This window comes from Yoonia sp. (assembly GCF_017854565.1).
Taxonomy (GTDB): domain Bacteria; phylum Pseudomonadota; class Alphaproteobacteria; order Rhodobacterales; family Rhodobacteraceae; genus Yoonia.
Genome location: NZ_JAFMHJ010000002.1, coordinates 42844 through 68403, shown reverse-complemented (window position 1 = coordinate 68403; position 25560 = coordinate 42844). Strand labels below are relative to the sequence as shown.

Below are 25560 nucleotides of genomic sequence, written 5' to 3'. Positions count from 1 at the left end.
ACCGTATCCCTTGGGCGCCTATATTCTACGACGATTGCTATTGGTGATTCCGACACTGATCGGCATCATGATCATCAACTTTGCGCTGATCCAATTTGTCCCCGGCGGGCCGATTGAACAGATCATTGCCCAGCTCGAAGGGCAGGGCGATGTTTTCGAAGGTATCTCCGGGGGTGGCAGCGAAATCGGCGGTGCCAACGACGGCAACGGCTATGTCGGCGGGCAGGGTCTGCCACCGGAATTCATTGCAGAGCTGGAACGCGAGTTTGGTTTCGACAAACCGCCGCTGGAACGCTTTCTGAACATGATGTGGAACTATGTGCGGCTGGATTTCGGCGAAAGCTGGTTCCGCAAGATTTCGGTCTTTGGGCTGGTGATGGAAAAGATGCCGGTGTCGATCACGCTGGGCCTTTGGTCCACGCTGATTGCCTATATGGTGTCGATCCCGCTGGGCATCAAAAAGGCCGTTCGCGATGGCACCCCGTTTGATACCTGGACGTCGGGCGCGATTATCGTGGGCTATGCGATCCCCGGATTTTTGTTTGCGATCCTGCTGATCGTGGTCTTTGCGGGCGGGTCGTATTGGCGGCTGTTCCCGTTGCGCGGCCTGACGTCCGCCAATTTTGAAGACCTCAGCCTTATCGGAAAGGTGCTGGATTATTTATGGCACATCACGCTGCCGGTGCTGGCATCGACGATATCGGCCTTTGCGACGCTGACCTTGCTGACCAAGAACAGCTTTCTTGATGAGATCAAAAAGCAATATGTGATCACAGCCAAGGCCAAGGGGCTGTCGGAAAAGGCGGTGCTTTATGGCCATGTGTTCCGCAATGCGATGCTGATCGTGATTTCGGGTTTTCCGGCGTTGTTTATTGGCGTGTTCTTTGGCGGATCACTGATTATCGAGACGCTGTTTTCACTGGACGGTCTGGGCAGGCTGGGATTCGAGGCGGCGGTCGCGCGCGATTATCCGGTGGTCTTTGGCACGCTGTTCGCGTTTTCGCTGATCGGGCTGGTTGTCGGGATTCTGACCGACCTGACCTATGTTTTCATCGACCCGCGTATTGATTTTGAGGCCCGAGGATGATCCGCCTGTCCCCCCTGAACCAACGCCGCTGGCGCAATTTCAAGCGCAACCGCCGGGCGGTCTGGGCGCTGATCATCTTCGGTGTTCTGTTCGGCATGTCGCTGTTTGCAGAAGTCATCGCCAACGACAAACCGATCATGGTCAGCTACCGCGGAGAACTGCGGATGCCGATTGTGTCGTTTTATTCCGAACAGGATTTCGGCGGCGATTTCCCGACCGAGGCGGGATATAAAGACATCGAGGTCGAATGTCTGATCGTGACCGGGGGCCTTGTCGACTGTTTCGATGAACCCGGCGCGCTGATCGCTGCGGTGGACGCAGGCCAGACGCTGGTAGGTGATTTCTACAAGGGCTGGGTCTTGTGGCCGGTGATCCCGTATTCCTACAACACGATCGTCGATGTGCCCGGCGTGGCACCATCGCCGCCATCATCCGATAACTGGCTGGGCACCGATGATACAAAACGGGACGTGGTCGCGCGCGTCATCTATGGCTTTCGCCTGTCGGTGATATTCGCGTTGATCGTGACGGTTGTGTCATCTGTTGTCGGGATCGTCGCCGGGGCGGTACAGGGGTATTTCGGCGGCTGGACCGACCTTTTGTTCCAGCGGTTCATCGAAATCTGGACCGGCATGCCGTCGCTTTACGTGATCATCATCGTCTTTGCGATTTTGGGGCGAAGTTTCTGGTTGCTGGTTTTCCTGACCGTCCTCTTTGGGTGGCCCGCGCTGGTGGGTGTGGTGCGGGCGGAGTTCCTGCGGGCGCGCAATCTGGAATATGTCCGCGCGGCCAAGGCGCTGGGCGTGCGCGACCGCACGATCATGTTCCGCCACATGCTGCCCAATGCGATGGTCGCGACCGTGACGATGCTGCCGTTTCTGGTGACCGGCGCGATTGCGACGCTGGCATCGCTGGATTTTCTGGGGTTCGGGTTGCCGTCATCGGCCCCGTCATTGGGCGAAATGACGTTACAGGCCAAACAGAACCTACAGGCACCGTGGCTTGGGTTCACTGCGTTTTTCACCTTTGCGATCATGCTGTCGCTGTTGGTGTTTATCTTCGAAGGCGTCCGCGACGCCTTTGATCCGCGCAAGACGTTCATCGCCGACGGAAAGGTCGACAAGATGCAGACCACCTTTGACACCGTCGAGGCAGAAAACCGATGAGCAAGCCAATCCTTGATGTCAAAGACCTGCGGGTGGCGTTCCGGCAGGATGGCGATACCACCCATGCCGTGCGCGGCGTATCGTTTCATGTGCACAAAGGCGAGACGGTCGCGTTGGTCGGCGAAAGCGGATCAGGCAAGTCGGTGACGGCGTTGTCGACGGTGCAGTTGTTGGGCGACAGCGCGGTCATGGCCGGGTCGATCACCTATAACGGCACCCAGATGGTCGGCGCGGATGATGCGGCGCTGCGCCGGGTGCGCGGCAATGACATCAGCTTTATCTTCCAAGAGCCGATGACATCGCTGAACCCGTTGCACACGCTGGAAACGCAATTGGCCGAAAGCATCGAGCTGCATCAGGGCCTGCGCGGCCCTGCTGTGCGCGTGCGTGTGATCGAATTGTTGGAGCGGGTCGGTATCCGCGATGCCGCAAGCCGTCTTGGGTCCTATCCGCATCAGTTGTCCGGCGGGCAGCGGCAGCGGGTGATGATCGCGATGGCGCTGGCCAATGGTCCCGAACTGCTGATCGCGGATGAACCGACGACGGCATTGGATGTGACCATTCAGGCACAGATTCTGGACCTGCTGGCGGATCTCAAGCGGGATGAAGGCATGGCCATGCTGTTCATCACCCATGACCTGACGATCGTGCGCCAGATTGCGGATCGGGTCTGTGTGATGAAGGACGGAGAGATCGTCGAATCCGGCTCCACGGCTGCGGTTTTTGCCAATCCGCAGCATCCCTATACGCAGATGCTGCTGGCTGCCGAATCGACCGGGGTGCCTGTTCCGGTGCCGACGGGCGCACCTGTTGTGTTGGAAACCACAGCGGCGAAAATATGGTTTCCAATCCATGCGGGGTTGCTGAAACGGACGGTGGGGCACATCAAGGCGGTCAATGACGCCACCTTGACGATCCGCGCCGGCGAAACGCTGGGCGTGGTTGGCGAAAGCGGGTCTGGCAAGACGACGCTGGCGCTGGCGGTGATGCGGTTGATCCGGTCCGAAGGGCGGATTGCGTTTCAGGGGGCTGATATTCAGCATCTGAACCAACGCCAGATGCGCCCGCTGCGCAGTGACATGCAGATCGTGTTTCAGGACCCTTACGGATCGCTGAGCCCGCGCATGACCGTCGCCGAGATTATTGCCGAAGGGTTGGGGGTGCATGGTGTCGCGCCGGGCCGCAACCGCCGCGATATGGTGGCCGAGATCATGGCAGAGGTCGGGTTGGACGCCGTGCTGATGGATCGCTACCCGCATGAGTTTTCCGGCGGCCAGCGCCAGCGGATCGCCATAGCCCGTGCAATGATACTGCGCCCCAAGCTGCTGATTTTGGACGAGCCGACATCGGCGCTGGATATGACGGTTCAGGTGCAGATCGTGCAACTACTGCGCGACTTGCAGCAAAAATACGCGCTGGCCTATCTGTTTATCAGTCATGACCTGAAGGTCGTGCGGGCCTTGGCCCACAAGGTGATGGTGATGAAGCAAGGTGACGTGGTCGAGGCGGGTGACGCGGCGGCGATTTTCGATGCGCCGCAGACGGCATATACCCAAGCGCTGATGGCGGCGGCATTCGCGGGTAAAGCGGCCTGAGTCAAGAGGTCCCGGATCAGGTCCGGGACTGTCGCGCTAGCCTTCGGACCCCAGCATAAAGCAAGTGGTGCCGCGTGCCTGCAGGCGGCGGCAGGCCAAATCGGCACCTTCGCGTGTCAGTCCCATGAAATTCGCGTCAAAGCCACCGGACCGCTGCACGACGCGGCGGAGTGATCCGTCCAGCGTACTCATCTCGTTCAGGGCGACGCGCAGCAGGACACGTTCGGCGTCGTAGCGCGTGTCATAGCGGCCCACGTTGACGCCCCAGTGACGCCCGCCAGATGTCGAGATACGGGTCACCACCTCGGGCGTTGCCGCGATTGCGGGCGGCGTTTCAGGCGGCGCTGCGGCGGCCAACATCACGGTGTCGTCCTGTGGCCTGGGCCGTGGGGTGATGGCTGGCGTGGCTGTGTTTGCCGGTTGGGGGGCGACGGCGCCCGATAACGCTTCGGCAAGGGCGATGTCCACGGCCTCTGCGACGGCGCTGTCAATCAAACCGGGGTCGATGGCCGCGACCAGCATTTCGGCTGCGGGCGTCTGGCGATCAGGGCGGGGGATGGGGCGCAGACTGCTGGCGACCTGACCGCTGACGCGGATGGTCCGCCCCGCGCTGCCGCGCACGTTGGCGGATGCTATGTTATCGTTCGCGGGGGTGCCCGTCGGCATGGCCGCAGGCGGATTGGGCTGGCGAATGGTGGCGCGCGAGGGCGCGCGGTTAAAGCCCATATCCATCAACTCGGTGATCTGCGCATTGCGTGACGCGGTCGAAGAGCCGCCAAAAACTGTCGCGATAATCCGCTCCTGCCCGCGCTGCGCCGAGGCCACGAGATTAAAGCCCGCAGCCTGCGTATAGCCGGTTTTGATCCCGTCGCCGCCTTCGTAGCTGTCCAGCCAACGCCGGTTGGTGTGACGGACCGTTGCAATCCCCGCATCGGCGGTGCGCCGCGAGAACAGGTTGTAGTACTGTGGAAAGTCATAGATCACATGCCGCCCCAGGACGGTCATGTCGCGGGCGGTGGACATATGGCCCGATTGGGTCAGCCCGTTGGCATTGCGAAAGGTGGTGCTGCTCATGCCCATCGCGGCGGCTGTCCGGTTCATCCGGGTCGCAAACGCCTCTTCCGAGCCGGACAGCGCGATGCCGATCGCAGTCGCGGCGTCATTGGCGGATTTCACTGCAGCGGCCCGCAACAGATAGCGCAGGCGGATTTTTTGCCCTGCGCGCAGGCCCAGCTTGGACGGCGGTTCATTCGCGGCAAGGCGGGTGATTGTCACTTCGGTGTCAAGGCTGATCTCGCCCCGCTCGATGGCTTGAAACGCAATATAGAGCGTCATCATCTTTGTCAGCGATGCCGGATGCAGGCGGGTGTCGGCGTTGCGTGAATGCAAAACCTCGCCGGTGCGGGCATCCATCACCATCGCCGCATAGGGGGCGGCCGCCGCGCGCAACGGCGCAAACAGCATGGATATCATCAATGCGAATAAAAACAGCCCACTAAGGGCCAACTGTCCCGGACGACTTGCCACGTCGTATGCCTCTTTTTTTAACTGCCTCTGATCCCGGATTTTTCCGGTGACCTATTAATATGTCTGTACGCTAACACAACTTCGATTTTCATAAAATACCTTAAATTCAAAGACTTTGATGGCGGTTGCAATGCTGGCACGACAACATGTAGTGATACGCAAGATGATCGTCGCTACATGGGTGATTTCGGGCGGTTTGCGCGTCTTTTGGCGTTTGTGAAAGACTGGCCTTTTCACTCCCGGCCTGTACCTTATATATAGCAGCGATGAACCAAGGCAGAGTGATGTTGACAGACTTTTTCATGATGGCAGACAAAAAGGACAATGATGACAGCGATGTCGGCGTTGTGCTTGAGACAAAGCCGAAGACAAAGCGCCCGCCGCTTTACAAAGTTTTGATTCTGAATGATGATTTTACGCCGATGGAGTTCGTGGTTCTGGTACTGGAACGCTTCTTTGGCCTGTCCCACGCTCAGGCATTTGAGCTGATGCTGACCGTGCATAAAAAAGGTGTGGCGGTCGTCGGTGTCTTCAGTCACGAGATTGCCGAGACCAAGGTGGCCCAGGTGATGGATTTTGCCCAGCGTCACCAGCACCCGCTGCAATGCACCATGGAGAAAGAATAACGCGCCGTCGTTGTTCGCAATAAAAATGTCCCAATCACGCTTAAGCACCGCAATCCAAGACGGTTTGTTGACCCTGCCCGCAGGCAACATAGCCGTCCTGCGCCCGTCTGCCACCTATGATGTCTCATCGCTGCCGCGTGCGGCGGTTCAGATCGTGCATGGGTTCTACCCTGATTTTAGCGCATGGCAGAACGCGGGGTATAGTGTCGCGCGCGAGGCGTCCGGTGTCGCCGTCGCCATCGTTGTGGTTCCCCGCGCCAAGGCGCTGGCCCGTGCGATGCTGGCCGATGCCTGTGCCAAGGCTGATCTGGTCGTGATCGACGGGCAACGCACCGACGGTGTGGACAGTCTTTTCAAGGATTGCCGCAAGCGGTTGGGTGACTTGCCATCCATCACCAAGGGGCATGGCCGGATATTTTGGTTTGCCGCATCTGATGTTTTCGCCGATTGGGCCGCACCGCCGCCTGAAAAGGGCGCGCATGGGTTCTTTACCGCACCTGGGGTGTTTTCGGATGGGGCGGTTGATGCCGGGTCCGCGCTTCTTGCTGCTGCATTGCCACCCAAGCTGCCGGGCCGCATGGCCGATCTTGGGGCTGGCTGGGGCTATCTTGCCGGGCCGGTGCTGGCGCGTGACGGGGTCAAATCGCTGGACCTGATCGAGGCCGAAGCGGTATCGCTGGACTGTGCAAAGCTGAATGTGAACGACCCTCGGGTCACGTTCCATTGGGCGGATGCGACCGGTTTCACATCAAAAACCGCCTATGACGGGATTGTCATGAACCCGCCGTTTCATGCTGGCCGTGCATCTGATCCGGGTTTGGGCCACACATTCATTCGGGCCGCCGCACGGCTGTTGGCCCCACATGGCAAGCTTTGGATGGTCGCCAACCGGCATTTGCCCTATGAGGCGGTGATGAACGAATGTTTCCGTAATGTGGACATGATTGGCGGTAACGGTGCCTTCAAGATTTTTCACGCGAACCGGCCCATCCGCTAAAGAGGCCGTGCTGCGGCATCAAGGAGAAGACCCATGTCATTTTCAATAGCTGGCAAGACCGCCATCGTCACCGGTGCGGCCAATGGTGTCGGCCTTGCGATCGGACGGCAGTTTGTCGAAATGGGCGCCAATGTGGTGTTCGCTGATATGGATGAAAAGGCACTGTTCCACGAAATGGGCGAGCTGGCCGAGAAAGAGGAAAACGTCCGCATCTTTGCCGGTGACCTGCGCAAGAAGTTGACGATTGCCAACTTGCTGTCTGCCACGATTGATGCGTTCGAGCGGGTGGATATTCTGGTCAACGCCTCGCGGCAGGTGATGACAACGGACCCTCTGGACCCTGATGACAATACGGTCGAGGAACTGTTGCTGCAAAATACCCTGACGGCGATGCGGTTGAGCCAGGCCGTGGCGCGGCGCATGATCAAACAGGCGGGCGAAGGGGGCACTGGTCCGATTGGATCAATCGTGAACATCAGCTCGATTGCGGCACGACGCACGCACCCTGATTTGCTGGCCTATTCGGTCAGCTCTGCGGCGCTGGACCAATTGACACGGTCGATGGCGGTGGCCTTTGCGCCGCATGGTATCCGCGTGAACGCCGTGGCCTTTGGCAGCGTGATGAGCGCGAGCCTGCGGGGTTCCCTGAAGGATCACGATCTGGTGCGGGATGCGATTGTCGAAAATACCCCGCTGCACCGGATCGCCAGCCCCGGTGAGGTGTCAGACGCGGTGCAATATCTGGCGTCCGACGCCGCAGGGTTTGTGACGGGTCAGATCATTACCGTCGACGGTGGCCGTACCTTGATTGATCCGGCAGCCGTTTCGGCGCACTGATCATTCCGGATGGATCGCGATGCACTGCCCCACGGCGGTATCCGCATTGATCCGGTTCTGGCGCTGCCGTTCTTCCAGTGACACCAGCTTTTCACGCTCTGCGTTCAGGTCAATGGCCACGGGCACGGTGGTGGTAAATGTCTCGACCTCGTCACAGCGATAGATAAACGTAGAGCCGTCTTCATTGCGGCCCCGGCAGGTCCGGCGCAGGGTGCGCACGTCCTGCCGTTCCTCAAGAGCATAGCCGCGCGCGAGATTGCCGCGCGTCTGCACAATCAGCGCATCGAGTATCCGCACGTCGCGGATGGCGTCGTTGATGCACGCCTCGCGCGGGGTCGCACAGGCCACGAGTACGAGAAGAGGCAGGATAAAAATGGCGCGGCGCATGGCTTCGTCTCCGGGGTTTGATCTGGATCATCGTTATTGGATCGGTATGGTGCAAAGAAGCTAACACAGAATGTTATTCAATATCAGAGGCAGGGCACAAAGATGTCAAACGGGTTTGAGGCGGAAAAGGCAAAAGCAGCGGCATGGTTCCGTGTCTTGCGCGATGAGATCGTAGCGGCCTTTGAGGGGCTTGAGGACAGTGGCGCAGGCGATCGGCCTGCTGGCCGGTTCGAAGTGACCGAAACCACCCGCCAATCCGATGATGGATCAGAGGCGGGGGGTGGCCTGATGTCCGTGATGCGCACAGGGCGCGTGTTTGAAAAGGTGGGCGTGAACATATCCACTGTCTATGGCCAACTGGGCGACGCCGCCCAAAACGCGATGGCTGCGCGTGGAATCCCCGGCATGGCCGATGATCCGCGTTTCTGGGCGTCGGGTATTTCGCTGGTTGCACATATGCAAAACCCCCATGCGCCGGCCGTGCATATGAACACCCGCATGTTCTGGACCCCGCACGCATGGTGGTTTGGTGGCGGGTCGGACCTGAACCCCTGCATCGAATATGACGAAGATACCGCGCATTTCCATGCCGCCCAAAAGGCCCATCTGGACCCGCATGGGGCCGATCATTACCCCAAGCTCAAGGCATGGGCGGATGAATATTTCTATATCCCGCACCGCAATCGTGCCCGCGGTGTCGGCGGCATCTTTATGGATGATTACTGCACCGGTGATTGGGCGGCTGATTTCGCGTTGACGCAGGATATAGGCCGGGCATTTCTGCCCGCCTACGTGCCGTTGATTGAAACCCGGCGCAACACGCCGTGGAATGAGGCCGACAAGGACACCCAGCTCATTCATCGCGGGCTTTATGCGGAATATAACCTTGTCTACGACCGGGGCACAAAGTTTGGTCTGGCGACCGGTCATGACGCCAACGCCGTATTGATGAGCCTGCCTCCGCTGGCCAAGTGGGTCTGACGGGCACCCGTCACGGCCATCCCTATCGGACCTGAATGAACTTGGCGCCGCCGACAGGGTCGCTTGGGCCGGGCGGGGGTTGCAGGTGCTGTCCTTTGGCGATGTCACGCAGCAGCATCGCGGCAAGCTCTGGCGACAATTCGCCATTGCTGGCGCGCGACAAAAGGCGCGCGGCCCGGTCAGGGGCCAGACGCACCATCGCACGTGCCGTGCGCAGCGGCACCAGACCCGGCGGTCGCGCATCACCGATACGCGCGCCAAGGGCGCTGCGTTCATCTGCGGTTGCAGGGACAAAGGCGATCCAGCCTGCCAGCGTGATAAAGACCGCCAACCACAGGCTACGCAGCCCATGAAATGCGATCCGCAGGGTCAGTGGCAGTTGCACGGCGGTGCCGATCAGCCCGCGCGCACCGTGTCGATCATCAACTGTACATTGGCAGGGTCCGCGTCGGGGGTAATCCCATGGCCCAGATTAAATATATGCGGGCCGTTGCTGAAGGCCTTGCAGATGCGCCGCGTTTCACTGACCAGTGCATCGCCGCCGGTGACCATATGCGATGACTTCAGGTTGCCTTGGACGCAGCCGTCGATCTGGACATGCGCGGCGGCCCATTCCGCGCTGACGCCATCGTCAATCGCGACACAATCGGCGCCGGTGGCGGCGTGCATACCGGTGTATCTGGTGCCAGCCCCGCGCGGAAATGCGATGACCGGGATGCCGGGGTGACGCTCCTTTAGCGCGGCGATGATTTGCTGCATCGGTTTGACGGAAAATGTCGTGAAATCATCGCCTTCCAGCGACCCTGCCCAGCTATCAAACAGCTTTACCACCTCGGCGCCAGCGTCGATCTGTTTGGACAGGTATGCGATCGTACCTTCGGTGATCCGGTTGATGATCTCTTCGAACACGGGCCGGTTTTCGGCCTTCAGCGCATGGGCCGGGCCTTGATCCGGCGTGCCTTGGCCAGCGATCATATAGGTGGCCACGGTCCACGGCGCACCTGCGAAACCGATCAGGGTCGTTTCCTTGGGCAGTTCTTGCGCCAGGATTTTCACCGTCTCATAGACCGGGTTCAGCGTGTCGTGGATGGCATCCACGGGCTTCAGCTTTGCCAGATCGTCGGCGCTGGTAATCGTGGACAGGCGCGGGCCTTCGCCGGTGACAAACCAAAGATCCGCCCCAAGGGCCTGCGGCAACAGCAAGATATCGGCAAAAAGAATCGCGGCATCAAAGCCATAACGCCGGATCGGTTGCAGCGTGACCTCGGCGGCCAGTTCGGGATTGTAGCACAGCGACAGGAAATCACCGGCCTGCGCGCGCGTCGCCTTATATTCCGGCAAATACCGCCCGGCTTGCCGCATCATCCAGATCGGGGGTGTCGGAAGGGTTTCGCCCGCGAGGGCCCGGAGGATGGTTTTGTGCTGCGCCATGGGATGTCCTTTTTCGTGCCCCTTGTGGTCCCAATTGGCTGCGATGTTGTCAAGGGAGTTGTCAGGCCAGATTGACAGGTCTAACAATCCAATCATGATAATTGATTTGCCCACACCCGCCCAAGCCTTCAAAATCGGAACCCGCGGATCGCCGCTTGCCCTTGCGCAGGCCCACGAGACACGCGCGCGGCTTGCACAGGCCTTTGATTTGCCGTTCGAGGCGTTTAGCATCGTCGTGATCAAGGTGACCGGCGATCAGGTTTTGGACCGCCCGCTCAAGGAGATCGGCGGCAAGGGCCTGTTCACCCGCGAGATCGAAGAGGCGCTGCTGGATGGCACGATCGACATCGCGGTCCATTCGATGAAAGACATGCCCGTCGAACAGCCTGCGGGGCTGCTGCTGGACACGTATTTGCCGCGCGAAGATGTGCGTGACGCGTTTGTTTCGCTATCGGTCAGCGGCCTGACCGATTTGGCGCAGGGGGCCACGGTCGGCACTTCGTCGCTTCGCCGCCGGTCGCAATTGCTGGCGCGTCGGCCTGATCTGCACATCGTGGAATTCCGGGGCAATGTGCAGACCCGCCTGAAAAAGTTGGGCGATGGCGTGGCCGAGGCGACGTTCCTGGCCATGGCGGGCCTGAACCGCCTGAATATGGATGACGTGCCGCACACCGCGATTGCGCCAGAAGACATGCTGCCTGCGGTGGCGCAGGGCGCGATTGGCATCGAACGGCGCGCTGACGACAGCCGCGCGGCGGCCATGCTCGCGGCGATACACGATGGCCCAACCGGCCAGCGTCTGGCCGCAGAGCGCGCATTTCTCGCGCATCTGGACGGCTCGTGTGAAACCCCCATCGGTGGGTTGGCGGATATTGATGGTGGTATGTTGCGCCTGCGTGGGGAAATCCTGCGCACGGATGGATCGCAAGTGTTGACCGATGACATGACCGGCGCGATTGCGGATGGACCCCAGATGGGCCGCGCGATGGCGGCGAAACTGTTGGCGCAGGCCGGACCGGGGTTTTTTGATCACTAGGCGGGCGGGATTAGCTTGCCGGGGTTCATAATGCCCTTGGGATCAAGGGCGGCTTTGATCGCCCGCATCGCATCAAGGGCGACGGGGTCTTTGCGCCGCCGCATCGTATCCAGCTTTGACAGGCCAATACCGTGTTCGGCGCTGAACGTGCCGCCCAGCTCTTGCACCACGTCTTCGACGGCTTCGACCGCCGCGTTCATCACATCGGGGTCATTGCGGCTAAGGTAGGTGACGTGGTGGATATTGCCATCGCCCAGATGCGCCACGATCATCTCAGAGGCATTGGCATCCAGTGCCTTGATCCGGGGTGTGATGGCGCGTTCGAATGTGGCGACTTTATCCAATGGGACCGCGACGTCGGTCATCACGGCTGGTCCGCCCTGAAACGATATTTCACCCGCCTCTTCGCGGCGTTTCCACATGGCGGCGCGCTGCGCCTCATTCTGGGCGATCACGGCATCCAGGACACGCCCGTCTTCCAGCATATCGCCAAGGATATGTTCCAACGCGGCGACCACGGGAACCTGCCCATCGGGACCGGGCAGGGCGTCACGCGGGGCGGTGGCGCCCACTTCGATCATGATGTTCACATCATAGGCCTGATCAAACGGCGCCTGTGCGCCCGCGATCAGGGCAATATGCCGGTCGATATAGTTGCGCGGCATGTATTCAAACGCCTCGACCGCGCCGCCAGTGTGGTCCTGCAACGTGTTGAGCAGGGCCAAAGCATCGTCAAGCGACGGCAGCGCGACCATGGCGGTGGCATAGGCACGGGGTTTGGGCTTGAGCTTCATGACGGCGGCGGTGATGACGCCCAGCGTCCCTTCGGCGCCGATCATCAACTGGCGCAGGTTCAGACCCGAATTGTCCTTGTGCAGTGCGCTCATCAAATTCATGATGCGACCATCGGCGATCACGACCTCTAGGCCCAGACACAGATCACGGGTGTTGCCATAGCGCACGACGTTCGATCCGCCTGCGTTGGTGGACAAAACCCCGCCGATCATCGCCGATCCACGCGCCCCAAAGGTCAGTGGAAAGATCAGATCATGGGCGTCGGCGGCAGCATGCAGATTGGACAGGATCACACCCGCGCCGACCGTCGCCGTCCGCCCGGTGGGGTCGATCGTGTGGATGGTGTTCAGCCGGTCCACCGATAAGATCAGCGCGTCTTGCCCCATGGTGCCCCCGGTCAGCCCGGTCCGGCCAGACGCGGGAACCACAGGCGTGCCGGTTTCATTGGCGATCCGCAGGATGCCCGCGACCTCTTGGGTGGTGCCGGGGCGCAAGACGGCAAGCGGGACACCGGTATAGGCGCCGGTCCAGTCGGTGGCGAATGGCGCTGCGGCGTCGCCGGTCAGCACGCGGTCCTGGCCGATAATTGCGGCGATACGATCAAGAATGGACAAGGTGCAGCCTCCCGTAGTTTCGCGGAACGCTAGCGGTAAAATGATACATGCGAAAGGCCGTAGCACATCTGCCTGCGCAGATCTTTCGCCTGATCGCGTCATAGGAATGCTGGTGGTGGTGGCGTGGGGGAGACTTGAACTCCCGACCTATCGATTATGAGTCGATCGCTCTAACCAACTGAGCTACCGCGCCGGACCACAGCGCACCGATTACGCAATGGCTGCGGGGGTGTCAAACCGTTTCTGGTGTTTTCATGCAGTTGCCAGGCCGTAAGGTGGGTTTCAACCCACCCTCCCTTAATCATAACGCAGTTCGGTCGCTTTGCCGCGAAAGATTGCATAGGCCAGCACCGTGTAACCCAAGATCGTCGGCAGCACGAAACAGGTGCCGATCAGGATGATGAACAGACTTTCCGGCGCGCTTGCCGCTTCGTAGATCGTGAGCTTTTCCGGTACGACGTAGGGATAGAAACTATAGGCCATCCCGCCAAATGCCATGACCCAAAGGGCCGTGGCGACGGCAAATGGCTGCCATGACCGACGGTCACCTTCAAACGGCATCCGGCGCAGCATCGCCCATAGCCAGACCACCAGTACCCCCGATGCAATCGGCAGTGGCGCAAGGTAAAACGCCTCCGGAAACGAGAACCATTTGTCGAAGATCCGGGCGCTGACAAACGGCGTGGCCAATGAAATTGCCCCGATGCCCAGCACCAGACCCCATATGCCGCCTTTTGCCCAGCCGACCGCCTTGCGCTGCAAATGTTCGTCTGTCTTGTGAATGACCCAGGTCGCCCCGATAAAGCTGTAGCCGACAGTCAGAAAAACCGCCGTCAGCACGCCAAATACCGCATGAGCCAACGTCCAGTCCAGACCCATGACATAAAGCCCCAGCATGAAACCCTGACTAAGCGATGTCATCAATGACCCGGCGAAGAACGCATTGTTCCACAGCCGTTTGTAGGGCGGTGGGGCCTTGGCGCGAAATTCGAATGCAACGCCGCGCAGGATCAACCCAATCAACATGATCGCCACCGGCAGATACAGCGCGGTCAGGATGGCCCCATGCGCCGCCGGAAAGGCGACCAGCAAAAGGCCGACCGCCAGCACAAGCCATGTTTCATTGGCATCCCAGAACGGCCCGATCGACGCGATCATCCGGTCTTTTTCATCATCTTCGGCAAAGGGAAACAGGACCCCAACGCCAAGGTCAAACCCATCCAGAACGACATAGATCAGGATGGACACACCCATTAGCGCCGCAAAGACAAACGGCAGCCAGACCGTCGGATCACCAAACGTGTTCATATTGCTTACTCCGCTGGCAATGCATGGGTTGATTTGGCGCCGCGTGGTTCGATTCCGGTGCCAAGCGGTTGCCCCTGTGATGCCCGGCGGGCAAGAAAGAAGATCACCGAAATATACACACCCAACAGCAGGACATAGACGACCAGATAGGCAATCAGTGTCGAAAGGACCATGGGCGCGGGCACGTCGGCTACGGCCTGCTTGGTGCTCAGGACGCCCTGCACCAACCATGGCTGCCGCCCGATTTCGGTTGTGTACCACCCGGCGAGCGTGGCCAGCCAGCCGCTAAAGCTCATCCCGACCAGCGCGTACAGCATCACCTTTGGCAACCCGTCCACGCCCCGCCTGCGGCGTAACATCATGGCAGCGGCGCCCCAGCTGACCAGTAACATCAGCATGCCGGTGCCAACCATGACCCGGAACGACCAGAACACCGGTGCGACCCGCGGATGCAGCACCTCGCCGTCCGCAGTGACAAAATCATTCAGGCCGGGCACCACGCCATCCGCACGATGTTTCAGGATGATGGACGCCAGATTGGGTATCCCGATTTCAAAACGATTTTCGCGCGCCGCATCATCGGGGATCGCGAACAGCAGCAGGGGCACGTTTGATTGCGTTTCCCAATTGCCTTCCATCGCGGCAATCTTTTGCGGTTGATGTTCCAGCGTATTCAGCCCGTGCATATCCCCGACAAGGATCTGAACCGGAATAAGGACCGCCGCCGCAAACACCGCCGTTTTCAGCGCAACCCGAACCCCTTCGGTTCGCCCGCCGATGATCCAACGAAACGCGCTGACCCCGGCAATCAGAAAGCTGACGGTCAGGAAGCTGGCCAATACCATATGGAAAAAGCGATAGGGCATGGACGGGTTAAAGATAATCGCGGACCAGTCGGTCGCATGGGCCACACCGTCGATCATCTCGAACCCTTGGGGGGTATGCATCCAGGAGTTCAGAACGATGATCCAAAAGGCCGACATCATCGTGCCAAAGGCCACCAGAAACGTCGCCGTCGTATGCAGCCAATTGGGCACGCGCGACGCACCAAACAGCATGATCCCGAGAAAGACCGCCTCGAGGAAAAAGGCCGTCAGCACCTCATAGGCCAGCAGCGGCCCGGCAATGTTGCCGACCGTTTCCATAAAGCCCGGCCAGTTGGTTCCAAACTGGAATGACATCGTGATGCCGGACACAACACCCATCGCAAAAGACAGCGCAAATATTTTGACCCAGAACCGATAGGCCTCCATCCAGCGTTCATCGCGGGTTCGGCTATAGCGCAGCTTGAAAAACAACAGCGCCCAGCCAAGTGCGATGGTGATCGTCGGAAACAGGATGTGGAACGAAATATTTGCTGCAAATTGCATGCGTGACAGAATGAGCGTGTCCATGTGGCCTCGGTTTTTCTGACGAATGGTGCCGTCGCGTTGTCATATAGCCGTAAATACACGGTGAACAGGGGGGGTGCGACAGCACATCGCGGCTGTCGCACACTGGGCGAAATATTTGAAAACCCCGTGACATTCCGACGTAATTTCCAGATGATTCAGCGCAAACAAAAAGGATGGAAGATGAGTGGATATTTAACGACGCATGTGTTGGATACGGCCAGCGGTCTGCCCGCAGCGGGTATGACCGTTGACCTGTTTCGGTTGGATGGGGCGGCGCGGGTCCATGTGGTCACGATGGTCACCAATGACGATGGTCGCACCGACAGCCCGATCCTGCCAGCCGCCGACTTTGCGATCGGGCGTTACGAATTGCTGTTTCAGGCGGGCGCGTATTTCGGCCGCGACGATACACCTTGTTTTCTGGACGATATCCCGATCCGCTTTGGCATCAATGACCCTGCGTCGCATTATCATGTGCCGCTGCTGGTTTCGCCATTCAGCTTTTCAACCTATCGCGGCAGTTAGCGTGGAAATGACCAGCTGGTCGTTTGGCGGTATGTGTCGTCGGGTGCCAGAATGATCGACGGAAAGTCCCGGTTGTTGGGCGCATCGGGCCAGCATTGTGCCTCGATCGCCACGCCCGCATAGGTCGTGCGCCCGTCATAGATTTGAAGGCCGGGTTCCGTCGTGGCCAGTGTCATCTGCACGCCGCTCTGCCCGGTCAACCACAAGACGTCGCGCAGCGGCTGCCGCGTGTAGGAAAGGCAAAAGTTGTGGTCAAGCGCTGGCGCGCCTGCGATCATTTCCCGCTCTGTCGTGAAATCCATCGCGGTGCCGGCCACCTCTGCGACATCGCCGGTCGGGTAATTGTCCGGGGTGCAGGGCAGAAAGTGATCCGCAGCCATGCGCAGGCGGTGGCCCGCCCATGTCGGTGCGCCGTCAAGGTTCCAATAACTGTGGTTGGCCAAATTCATCAGGGTCTTGGTGTCGGTCCTGCCGGTCACGGTCATCGTCAGCGTCGCAGGTGCCGTGACGGTGAATGTCGCGCTGATCTGCCGGTTGCCGGGCAGCCCGCACATCCCGTCAGGCAGCCGCAGCGTCAGGGTCGCGCTGTCTTGGGTCACCTCTGCCACGTCCCAAACCTGCAAATGTGTCGCCTGTGCGCCCGAATGCAGGTGGATATGGCCTTTTTCATTCCGCTCCAGTTCGTACATCATCCCGTCCAGCCGGACGCGCGCGTTGCTGATCCGGTTGGCGACCGGCCCGATCAGTGCGCCGTGATGACGCATCGCGCCTTCGTAATCGGCCAGATTGTCCGAGCCAAGCGTCAGCGACCGGTCAATCCCGTCCAATCGAATGTCCTGAATAACAGCACCCCACGTCAGCAGCTGCACCGTTAGATCGCCCGCGCGCAGCGTGATTTTGTGAACATCCCGGCCGGTTTTCGTGGTGCCGAACAATACCATCACAGCGGCTCCCAATGGACACCGGCGGCGGGGATCTTGGTGCCATTCCATTTCTGCGCCTTGGGGGCGTAGTTGAACACGAACCGATGCGTTGGCGTTTCGCGTATGCGCAGCCCGTCCGGCAGACGGTACGTCGGCACATCAAGACTGTCACACAGCCCCCCGATGATCATGTCAAACGTCGCATCGTCGGGCCAACCGGCCAGATACCGCAAACTGTCGCCGCCCATGATCGCGGGCTGGCCCGACGTGGTGGTCATATGCACCGGCGCCGTGCCCTCAAGGTGTTCAAACCAATGCCGGAACGCGCCGCCGCCTTGCAGTTTGATCTTGGCATCCGGTGGCATGCTTTCGGTCAGTGCGACGGTGATGTCGGTGTCGGGCAAGTCGGGGCCAAGCGGTACGGGAATGGCCAGCTCGATCGTCTTGGTGTCTGTCCGGGGGCCGATCAATGCGATACCGTCGAACCGGGCCAGTGCGGCGCGCAGCGGGTCAGACAGCGCCATGATCCCCGGTGCAAGAACCAGTTTATAGCCCGCAAGATCCGCCGTATCCGGTGGCAGAATATCAATGTTCAGCCCCGCCCGCCGCAATGCGCGATACGCAGCAAAGGCAAGGCGGAACATGTCGAAATCGGCGCCCTGCGGCTGCACATCCCACGCCCAGGCGCTTTCGTAATCAAAGATCAGCGCGGCCTGCGCGGGTGCGGTGCCGACATCGGGCATCTGGTCAATCTCGGCGGCCACTTGCGCGGCTTCTGCCAATGCAGGTGCCGCTGCGCTATCAGGCCGCAAAAGCCCCGCGTGCATCTGTTCTTGCGCAAACGGCGTCTGCCGCCAGCGGAAATAGCACACGGTTTCGGCACCATGGGCAAACGCCTCCCAAGCCCAAAGGCGGGCCATGCCGGGCAGCGGGGCGGGGTTGTAGGGTGCCCAATTGACCGGGCCGGGTTGCTGTTCCATCACCCACATCCGGCCACGGCCTACGGCGCGGTAAAGATCGTGGTGAAACGCTTGGTTGTCGGCATGGCCCTGACGCAGGAATTTCAGTTTTTCCTTGGGCGTGCCTTCGATCCGGTCCGATAGAAAGCCGATGGGGTAACTGTCCCAGGAGGCAATATCAAGGTCCGCGCCGACCTTCCAATGATCGAAGGTTGTGATCCGGCCCATATAATTGTGGATCAAAGGTGCCTGCGTGTGGCGGCGCAGCTCGTCCGCCTGCACCTTGTTGAAGGCGACGACTTGATCAGAGCTATAGCGCCGGAACGCGAGCTGGTGGGGATGGTTGGGTTCTGTCACGGTCAGGTTGGGCAGGTCGATCTGGTCGAATGAGTCATAGTCCATTGACCAGAACACATTGCCCCATGCCCGGTTCAGGGCATAGGGTGATTGATATTTCTGCGCCAGCCAATCTTGAAACCCGCGCCGGGCTGCCGCTGAATAACTCAGCGTGGTATCGTGGCAATCGTATTCATTGTCGATCTGCCACGCCGCGACATGGGGGTTCGTGCCATAGCGTTCGCCCATCAACCCTGCGATCCGCCGACATTCATCGCGGTAGCCCGGATGGCTGAAATCATAATGCCGCCGTGACCCGAATTTGCGCGGGCGCCCCTGCGCGTCTACCGGCAGCATGTCGGGATATTTGTCCAGCATCCAGCGCGGCGGCGTCGCGGTCGGCGTGCCCAGCACGACCCTGAGGCCCGCGTTGCCCAAGACATCAATCGCCCGGTCCAACCAATCCCATGTCAGGGTGCCCGGCACGGCCTCCATCCGGGTCCATGCAAATTCACCGATGCGCACCCACGTCAGGCCGGTTGTGGCCATGCGGGCGGCGTCATCGGCCCATTGATCCTGAGGCCAGTGTTCGGGGTAGTAGCAGACGCCGAGTGTGCGTTTCATGACAGGCTTCTTTGCGAAAGGCGGCTCAGAGGGTGACGCGGTGCTCTGGTTGGCCGGTGATGTTGGTTTGGGTCTGGAACGTCTTGCCCTGTGTGTCGTCGCGGGGCAAGCCCACGGCGGCAGATGTGCAAAACAGGCTCTGGAAATCCGGGCCACCAAAGGCCGGGCAAGAGGTTTGTCTGGCCGCGAAGTGATACGCTGCGATAAAGCGGCCATCAGGGCCGTAGCCCGCAACGCGCCCAGCCCCCCATTGCGCATTCCACAGATTGCCTGCGGCATCCACGACCGCGCCGTCGGGGCGCAGATCGGTGCCGCGCAGGTCGATATGCAATACCGGATCACCCAAGGGCCAGCCATCCGCATCCAGCCCGACGCGCATGATCTTTTGGGTCGGGGTATCGGTGAAATACGCCGTCTTGCCATCCGGTGCAAAGCAGATCGCGTTGGAAATGGTGATCGGTGCAAAAAGCCGCCGCAGCGCACCTTTGTAGTAACGATAGATCGCCCCCGCGCCGTCTTCTGCATTGATCCCCATGGTCCCGATCCAGAACCCGCCCTGCGGGTCGGCACGCCCGTCGTTTGACCGCGTGGCGGCATTGTCTGCGTCAAGCGCGCAGATTTCCCGGTGGTCGCCGGTCGTGATGTCAAACCGGTGCAGCGCCCGGGCCGAGGCCACGATCAGTGTGGTATCATCGACCCAACCCGCCGCGCTGACGTAGGTGTCAAATTGCCAGTGCTGCGTCCGCGTGTGCAGCCGTTGCCCCAGAATATCGAACCAGAACAGTTGCCCCCGTGTCGGATGCCACAACGGGCCTTCGCCCAATTGGCACTGGGTATCATCATAAATCATCGCGCCGCCTGATCATAGGCGGCGACCATGTCGCGGGCGCGCGCGGCCACATCGGCAACCGACAGGCCGGGTTTGTAAAGCGCGGAACCGATGCCGAAACCATCCGCGCTGGCCGCCATCCACATGGCAAAGTTATCGGCCCCTGCGCCGCCCACCGCATAGACCAATGTGCCGATGGGCAGGACCGCGCGGATCGCCTTGATCCCATCGGGGCCGATCAGGCTGGCCGGAAAGATTTTCAGACCATCCGCACCGGATTTGAGCGCGAGGAAACATTCGGTCGGGGTCATCACGCCGGGCCAGCTTGCCATGCCCGCAGCCTTGGTCGCGACAATCACCCGCTGGTCGCAATTGGGCGACACGATCAGTTTGCCACCTGCCTGCGCCACCCGGCCCACATCGCCGGTGGACAGCACCGTGCCCGCGCCGATCAAGGCTTCATGGCCGTGCGCCGCGACCATCGCCTTGATGCTGTCAAACGGGTCCGGTGAATTCAGCGGCACCTCGATCCGGGTGATCCCTGCGTCAATCAGGGCCGCCGCAACCGGCGCGGCCTCGGTCGGGGTGATTCCGCGCAGGATGGCGATCAGGGGACGGTGCATGGGTTATCCTTTCAACAGGCGAAACGCGGCGGTCAGACCGGCCAGCGTGATGGCGTCGCCCTTTACTTGTGTGGCGGGGGCGGCCTGCGTGGCCAGCGCATCAACATACAGCCGCGACAGCGCGCCCGCGCCAATGACGGCGATTTGCTGACCCAGCCAATACGGTTTGGCCGCGGCAAGTTCGGCACCGATCAACAGCCCCGACAGCCGCGCGCGCGCCGCAGGCCCCGACAGGTCCTGCAACAGCGCCTCCGCGCGCAGCGAAAACAGCCGCGCGGCAATCCGCTCGGGCCGTGCCATCGCATCCGACAGGCCGGTCGCAAAGGCGGCACTGTCCCAGCCCTCTGCGGGGATCGAATGCCGCAAGACGGTGTGGGTCGCGATCGTATCGAACAACTCTCCGGTCATGAATGTCTGAAAGCTGACGACCTCATCGGCGCTGACGTGGACCCATTTGGTGTGGGTGCCGGGCAGGCAAATGACGCCGTCCCAGTTTTTGTTGCGCGCAAGAAAGCCCGCGATTTGGGTTTCTTCGCCCCGCATCACATCCGCCGGATCGGTCTGTTTGATGCCGCCAATGACGTGAACCTGCAAATCGGGATTCTGTGTGGGTGCGCGCACAAATCCGCCGGGCAGCGCGGGGCAGGGCACCGCCGCATATGGCGCCTCGACCCAGCCCTGGCGTGATCCGACCATGCCGCAGGCGATGATGGGCGTGGGGCCATCCAGCCACGGCGCCACAGCGTCCAGCAAGGCGGGTTCGAACCCGTCGCGTGTCAGCTTACCCATGCCCTGATCCGATACCGCCTCGGCCAGTACGGACCCGGATGCCGACATCGCCCAGGCCCGCATATGCGTCGTGCCCCAGTCGACGGCGATCCAATCGGCCTTGATGGTTTGATCTGTCATAGCTTCCGGCCCTCGACCACCCACATGCGTTCCGGGAATGACCACGGCAAGGTGACGCCATAGCGCATCAGATAGGCCCCCGAAAGCGTCAGCGCGTCGGTTTTCAATGCCGGTGTTCCGCGTGACAGGTGATGCAGCGTGTTGCGGTTGGTCAGGTTGATCCGGTACATCGCGTCCGCCTGCAATCCCGTCAGGCGCAGCGGGCGTGGCGCGATCTGCGCGCTGGTTGCGGCCTTGCCGGCGAACACCACGAACCGGGATGTATCGCGCGCCAGTTGCAGCTCGGCCAGCACCGCCGGATCGGCACTGTCCAGCCGCAGAATATCGGCGGTCTGCATCCATGCGCGGTTGTGCTTCCACCAACTTGTGACCTCGGTCAGGACGGCGGCCTCATGGGCGCTCAGTTCGCGGGGGTCCATCTCAAAGCCCATGTGGCGCTGGGCCGCGACCCAAGCGCGAAAACTGATATCCAGCGTGCGGCCGGATGTATGGCAATGGCGCGGGCCGACGTGGCTGCCGGTGACCGACAGCGGCAGAAACAGCGCCGCGTCATGCTGGATGCGCAGCCGTTCCAGCGCGTCGTTACTGTCGGATAACCAAACCCGCTGGGTGCGCTGCAAAATGCCAAAGTCGATGCGCCCGCCACCCGATGCGCAGGTTTCAATCTCGATATGGGGGAACGTCGCGCGCAGCTGGTCGATTAACGCATATGATCCACGGGTTTGCGCCGCATCGGGCATCGGCAACACGCGGTTGTGGTCCCATTTGATATAGTCGATGGCATTGTCGTGCAGGATCGCGGACATCCGGCCATACAGAAAATCACGCACCTCTGGCAGCGCCATGTTCAGCGCCTTTTGCTGGCGGCCCAACGTCTGATCGGCGCTGCCCAGCGCCCAATGCGGATGGGCGCGGTGGATGTCGCTGTCTTCGTTGATCATCTCAGGCTCGAACCAGATGCCAAAGGTCATGCCCAGCCCGTGAACATGTTGGATCAGCGGGGTCAGCCCATCGGGATATTTGCGCGCGTCCACCGTCCAGTCCGACAGGCTGCGGGTGTCATCATCGCGTTGGCCGAACCATCCGTCGTCGAGCACAAAGCGCTCCGCGCCCAGATCGGCGGCGCGGGTGGCGATGTCTTGCAGGACGGGCAGCCGATGATCGAAATATACGGCCTCCCAGCAGTTATAATGCACCGGGCGTGGGGCATCTGGCTTGGGCCAGGTGACGATGTGGTCGCGCAGGTGGCGCTGAAACGCGACGGCACAGCCATTCAGGCCAGTGTCGGAATAGGCGATATAAAGGGGCGCTGTCCGGAACCGGGTTGCCGGTTCCGTCTCCATCCTTGCCGCATGGCCCCATTGGATTTGGCGGCGACCGTCGGGCAGTTCCTCGGCGATCATCTTGTGACCGCCGGACCAGCCATAGTGGAATGCGTAGGCTTCGCCAGCGGTATTGGTCGCGCCACGACAGGGCACATAAAGACCGGGAAAATGTTCGTGCCCGGTGCGGCCCGTCCGGTTTTCGCGGTAGCGCATTCCGGGCGACCATGGCGTGCGCGACAGCTGGAATTCACCACACCAACGGCCTGAAACGTCAATCATCTCGTCGCTGTGTTGCGGGCCGGGCAGCACAGGTGCGGCCAGCCAGTGCAGATGCACGCGGCGGGTCGCGTCCAGCGTCGTGTCGCAGGTGATGACATGCGTTTCGGGGTCGCTGGCAAAGCTGATCGTCAGGGTCAGCCCGTTGGCCTTATCGGCATAGGTCAGCACCAGCGCGCCGTCTTGCGTGACCCCCTCAAAGCAGAATTTCGGCAACAGCGGCGTGCCATCCGTATCACGCACGATCAGGCCGGGCTGGCCGGGAAAGCTGCGCGTCGCCTCCGGGCAGATAGACAGGTCGGGATTTTCATCCAGCATCCCGCCGGTCACATCAATCACATGCGCGGCGTGCAATGTCTCAAGGTTTTCGGCGGCAGGCAGCACGCCGCCCCAATAGACAACCTGCGGCAGGCGGTCGTTGCGGGCCGCCAGAACAAGTGTCTGACGGCCGTCGTCGATACGGTAGGTTCGGTTCATGATTTCTTACTTTACGGCGCCAAGGGTCAAACCCGCGATGAAATGCTTTTGCATCAAAAAGAACATTGCGACAGGGGGCAGGGCTGCGACAATTGATCCCGCGCTCATCAGATGATACGCCGCGCGGTACTGGGCGTTAAAGCTGGTGATGCCAGCGGTGACAGGTTGGCTTTCGGGGCCTTGGGTCAGCACGACCGCCCAGAAATAATCGTTCCAGATAAAGGTAAAGATCAGCACCGCCATGGCGGCAATCGCGGGCTTCATCAACGGCAAGACGACGTACCAGAAAATGCGCCATTCCGCGACACCTTCGACACGGGCGGCCTCGATCAATGGAAACGGCAGGGCGCGGATGAAGTTACGCATGAACAGCGTCGCAAACCCGGTCTGAAACGCGATGTGAAACAGCACGAGGCCGGTTTTGGTGTTATACAGGCCCATTTCGACAGTCAGGTCGCGCACGGGCACCATCAGAATTTGGAAGGGCACAAAATTGCCCGCAATGAACATGAAAAAGATCAGCAGGTTGCCTTTGAATTTATAGACCCCCAGCGCAAACCCGGTCATGCACGCCAGCGCCACGGTGCCGATCACGGTGGGCACGGTGATCAGGACCGAGTTCATCAAATAGCGCGGCATCGCGCTTTCAAAGAACACTTTGCCGTAGTTCGTGAACCCCTCAAACGACGACGGCCAGCCCCAATAGTTGCCATTGGTGAAATCCACGGCAGGGCGGATCGAAAAGATCATGACGGCGATCAGCGGCAGCAGCCAAACGATCAGCGCGAACGGCAGGAACGCCTGATAGCTGATTTGCACGGCGCGGGATGATTTCTCAATCGGTGTCGGGAACATGTTGCCCTCCCGTCCCGGGCTTGACCCGGGACCTCTTGTAAAAGGTGACGTGGAGGTCCCGGGTCAGGCCCGGGACGGGCAGGCGCAAGGATGTCATCAGCGTGCCCCTTTTTCGTCTTGGTACATCGCCCACAGGAAATACGAGATGAAGACCAGCATGATCAGGAACAGGACCACCGCGATGGCCGCCGCATAGCCGTACTGCAGGCCGCGCTCGCTCAGCGATTTTTCAAAGACGTAATAGGACAGCACGCGGGTCGAACCGAACGGCCCGCCCCCCGTCATGATCGACACCAGATCAAAGCTGCGCAGTGCACCGATCACAGTCACCACAAAGGCGATGAATGTCGCAGGTTTCAGTTGGGGAATGATCACATACCACAGCATCTTCCAGCCCTTCGCCCCGTCCAGCCGCGCGGCCTCCACCTGTTCGGGGTCAACCGCGTTCAGACCGGTCAGATACAAGATCATGCAATAGGCCGTCTGCGGCCAAAGACCCGCCGCGATGATCCCATAGGTTGCCCATGTCCTGTCGCCCAGAATATTGGTTGATTCCATGCCGAACCAGCCGATGATCACATTCAGCAGACCGACGTTGGGCAGGTAGAACCACGAAAACACCAGCCCCACGACCACCTGACTGATGACGAACGGAAAAAAGAACAGCGACTTGTACAGCCGAATACCGGGCACCGTCTGGTTGAGAAACAGCGCGATGAACAGCCCGCCGGGGATGGCCAGCAGATACAGCGCCAACCATTTGAAGTTATTGCTCAGCGAGATCCCGAAATTCCGGTCGGCGCGTTCGCCGTTCAGACCAAACAGCTTGTTATAGTTCTCAAGCCCGACATATTCGCCGTTGGTTTGAACATCGCCCAGACCATTCCAATCATAAAGCGACAGACCGAAACTTTGCCAGATCGGGGCAACGACATAGATGAAAAAGAAGATGACGCCGGGGGCCAGAAACAGCCAGGGGGTGATGGCGATCTCGTTGCGCTTGTACCAGCCGCGCTGCGCCGGGGAATGGCTGTCAGAGGATGCTGTCATAATCGTCCCACTTTCCCGGTTTGCGCATGTGAAAGCGCATGGGAAACGCGCTTGCAGATAGGCGGCGG

Annotated in this window: 24 protein-coding genes and 1 tRNA gene; 9 read left to right on the top strand and 16 right to left on the bottom strand. The window is 60.5% G+C overall.

Annotated features, from left to right (window positions below; genetic code table 11):
* Window positions 1–10 precede the first annotated feature (10 nt).
* Genes QZ196_RS01540 through QZ196_RS01530 form a run of 3 tightly spaced genes read left to right on the top strand, consistent with a single transcriptional unit; the run spans window position 11 to window position 3848 of the window.
* Window positions 11–1087 carry a microcin C ABC transporter permease YejB gene (locus QZ196_RS01540; RefSeq protein ID WP_296423163.1) on the top strand — a complete coding sequence of 359 codons (1077 nt, stop codon included), beginning with the start codon at window positions 11–13 and terminating at the stop codon, window positions 1085–1087.
* Window positions 1084–2253: an ABC transporter permease gene (locus QZ196_RS01535; RefSeq protein WP_296423161.1), complete on the top strand. Its 1170-nt coding sequence runs from the start codon at window positions 1084–1086 to the stop codon at window positions 2251–2253. Before QZ196_RS01540 ends, QZ196_RS01535 begins: the two co-directional genes overlap by 4 nt.
* The gene (locus QZ196_RS01530; protein ID WP_296423160.1) at window positions 2250–3848 is read left to right on the top strand and encodes an ABC transporter ATP-binding protein; all 1599 of its coding nucleotides are present in this window, start codon (window positions 2250–2252) and stop codon (window positions 3846–3848) included. The genes QZ196_RS01535 and QZ196_RS01530 overlap by 4 nt, the downstream gene beginning before the upstream one ends.
* 36 nt (window positions 3849–3884) lie before the next feature.
* On the opposite strand, the gene QZ196_RS01525 is transcribed toward QZ196_RS01530, so the two are convergent.
* Window positions 3885–5321, bottom strand: coding sequence for a serine hydrolase (locus QZ196_RS01525; protein ID WP_296423157.1), 1437 nt, complete (start codon window positions 5319–5321; stop codon window positions 3885–3887).
* 338 nt (window positions 5322–5659) lie between these two features.
* Between QZ196_RS01525 and clpS the strand changes: the two genes are divergently transcribed.
* From clpS to QZ196_RS01510, 3 genes are read left to right on the top strand one after another with little or no spacing between them, the layout of a single operon-like run.
* On the top strand, window positions 5660–6001 hold the full coding sequence (gene clpS / locus QZ196_RS01520; RefSeq protein ID WP_296423155.1) for an ATP-dependent Clp protease adapter ClpS: 342 nt from the start codon (window positions 5660–5662) through the stop codon (window positions 5999–6001).
* Between the two features lie 25 nt (window positions 6002–6026).
* Window positions 6027–6998 carry a methyltransferase gene (locus tag QZ196_RS01515; RefSeq protein ID WP_296423153.1) on the top strand — a complete coding sequence of 324 codons (972 nt, stop codon included), beginning with the start codon at window positions 6027–6029 and terminating at the stop codon, window positions 6996–6998.
* A gap of 33 nt (window positions 6999–7031) precedes the next feature.
* Window positions 7032–7835, top strand: coding sequence for an SDR family oxidoreductase (locus QZ196_RS01510; RefSeq protein WP_296423151.1), 804 nt, complete (start codon window positions 7032–7034; stop codon window positions 7833–7835).
* On the opposite strand, the gene QZ196_RS01505 is transcribed toward QZ196_RS01510, so the two are convergent.
* The gene (locus tag QZ196_RS01505; protein WP_296423150.1) at window positions 7836–8222 is read right to left on the bottom strand and encodes a hypothetical protein; all 387 of its coding nucleotides are present in this window, start codon (window positions 8220–8222) and stop codon (window positions 7836–7838) included.
* A 102-nt stretch (window positions 8223–8324) separates the two neighbouring features.
* Between QZ196_RS01505 and hemF the strand changes: the two genes are divergently transcribed.
* Complete coding sequence (gene hemF, locus QZ196_RS01500) at window positions 8325–9203, top strand: oxygen-dependent coproporphyrinogen oxidase (RefSeq protein WP_296423148.1); 879 nt, start codon at window positions 8325–8327, stop codon at window positions 9201–9203.
* Window positions 9204–9225: 22 nt separating this feature from the next.
* On the opposite strand, the gene QZ196_RS01495 is transcribed toward hemF, so the two are convergent.
* Window positions 9226–9588 carry a hypothetical protein gene (locus tag QZ196_RS01495; protein ID WP_296423146.1) on the bottom strand — a complete coding sequence of 121 codons (363 nt, stop codon included), beginning with the start codon at window positions 9586–9588 and terminating at the stop codon, window positions 9226–9228.
* Between the two features lie 11 nt (window positions 9589–9599).
* A complete protein-coding gene (hemE, locus tag QZ196_RS01490; protein WP_296423421.1) occupies window positions 9600–10634 on the bottom strand; it encodes a uroporphyrinogen decarboxylase in 1035 nt (344 codons plus the stop codon).
* Window positions 10635–10728: 94 nt separating this feature from the next.
* On the opposite strand from hemE, the gene hemC reads away from it, so the two are divergent.
* A complete protein-coding gene (gene hemC, locus QZ196_RS01485; protein ID WP_296423143.1) occupies window positions 10729–11670 on the top strand; it encodes a hydroxymethylbilane synthase in 942 nt (313 codons plus the stop codon).
* Here the strand turns inward: hemC and QZ196_RS01480 are convergent.
* The 4 genes from QZ196_RS01480 to QZ196_RS01465 form a co-directional block, all read right to left on the bottom strand.
* Entirely contained in the window at window positions 11667–13079 is a 1413-nt protein-coding gene (locus QZ196_RS01480; RefSeq protein WP_296423141.1) for an FAD-binding oxidoreductase, read from the bottom strand. The genes hemC and QZ196_RS01480 overlap by 4 nt on opposite strands.
* Before the next feature lie 116 nt (window positions 13080–13195).
* Window positions 13196–13272: transfer RNA gene (locus QZ196_RS01475), tRNA-Met, on the bottom strand.
* A 104-nt stretch (window positions 13273–13376) separates the two neighbouring features.
* Complete coding sequence (locus QZ196_RS01470; RefSeq protein WP_296423140.1) at window positions 13377–14387, bottom strand: cytochrome d ubiquinol oxidase subunit II; 1011 nt, start codon at window positions 14385–14387, stop codon at window positions 13377–13379.
* Between the two features lie 5 nt (window positions 14388–14392).
* The gene (locus QZ196_RS01465) at window positions 14393–15781 is read right to left on the bottom strand and encodes a cytochrome ubiquinol oxidase subunit I (RefSeq protein WP_296423138.1); all 1389 of its coding nucleotides are present in this window, start codon (window positions 15779–15781) and stop codon (window positions 14393–14395) included.
* A gap of 180 nt (window positions 15782–15961) precedes the next feature.
* On the opposite strand from QZ196_RS01465, the gene uraH reads away from it, so the two are divergent.
* A complete protein-coding gene (gene uraH, locus QZ196_RS01460) occupies window positions 15962–16306 on the top strand; it encodes a hydroxyisourate hydrolase (protein WP_296423136.1) in 345 nt (114 codons plus the stop codon).
* Here uraH and QZ196_RS01455 read toward each other — a convergent pair.
* The 8 genes from QZ196_RS01455 to QZ196_RS01420 all read right to left on the bottom strand — a co-directional run bounded on the left by QZ196_RS01455 (window position 16303) and on the right by QZ196_RS01420 (window position 25492).
* Window positions 16303–17247 carry an aldose epimerase family protein gene (locus QZ196_RS01455; protein ID WP_296423134.1) on the bottom strand — a complete coding sequence of 315 codons (945 nt, stop codon included), beginning with the start codon at window positions 17245–17247 and terminating at the stop codon, window positions 16303–16305. The genes uraH and QZ196_RS01455 overlap by 4 nt on opposite strands.
* Window positions 17247–19148: a beta-galactosidase gene (locus QZ196_RS01450; RefSeq protein WP_296423132.1), complete on the bottom strand. Its 1902-nt coding sequence runs from the start codon at window positions 19146–19148 to the stop codon at window positions 17247–17249. Before QZ196_RS01450 ends, QZ196_RS01455 begins: the two co-directional genes overlap by 1 nt.
* A gap of 25 nt (window positions 19149–19173) precedes the next feature.
* On the bottom strand, window positions 19174–19998 hold the full coding sequence (locus QZ196_RS01445) for an SMP-30/gluconolactonase/LRE family protein (RefSeq protein ID WP_296423130.1): 825 nt from the start codon (window positions 19996–19998) through the stop codon (window positions 19174–19176).
* Window positions 19995–20600 (bottom strand): 2-dehydro-3-deoxy-6-phosphogalactonate aldolase, encoded by a 606-nt coding sequence (locus tag QZ196_RS01440; protein WP_296423128.1) that lies wholly within the window; start codon window positions 20598–20600, stop codon window positions 19995–19997. The genes QZ196_RS01445 and QZ196_RS01440 overlap by 4 nt, the downstream gene beginning before the upstream one ends.
* A 3-nt stretch (window positions 20601–20603) precedes the next feature.
* Window positions 20604–21509 carry a 2-dehydro-3-deoxygalactonokinase gene (locus tag QZ196_RS01435; protein ID WP_296423127.1) on the bottom strand — a complete coding sequence of 302 codons (906 nt, stop codon included), beginning with the start codon at window positions 21507–21509 and terminating at the stop codon, window positions 20604–20606.
* Window positions 21506–23587 carry an alpha-galactosidase gene (locus QZ196_RS01430; protein WP_296423125.1) on the bottom strand — a complete coding sequence of 694 codons (2082 nt, stop codon included), beginning with the start codon at window positions 23585–23587 and terminating at the stop codon, window positions 21506–21508. The genes QZ196_RS01435 and QZ196_RS01430 overlap by 4 nt, the downstream gene beginning before the upstream one ends.
* A gap of 6 nt (window positions 23588–23593) precedes the next feature.
* Window positions 23594–24442: a carbohydrate ABC transporter permease gene (locus tag QZ196_RS01425; protein WP_296423122.1), complete on the bottom strand. Its 849-nt coding sequence runs from the start codon at window positions 24440–24442 to the stop codon at window positions 23594–23596.
* A gap of 96 nt (window positions 24443–24538) precedes the next feature.
* Window positions 24539–25492, bottom strand: a complete 954-nt coding sequence (locus tag QZ196_RS01420) for a sugar ABC transporter permease (RefSeq protein ID WP_296423120.1) — start codon at window positions 25490–25492, stop codon at window positions 24539–24541.
* Window positions 25493–25560 lie beyond the last annotated feature (68 nt).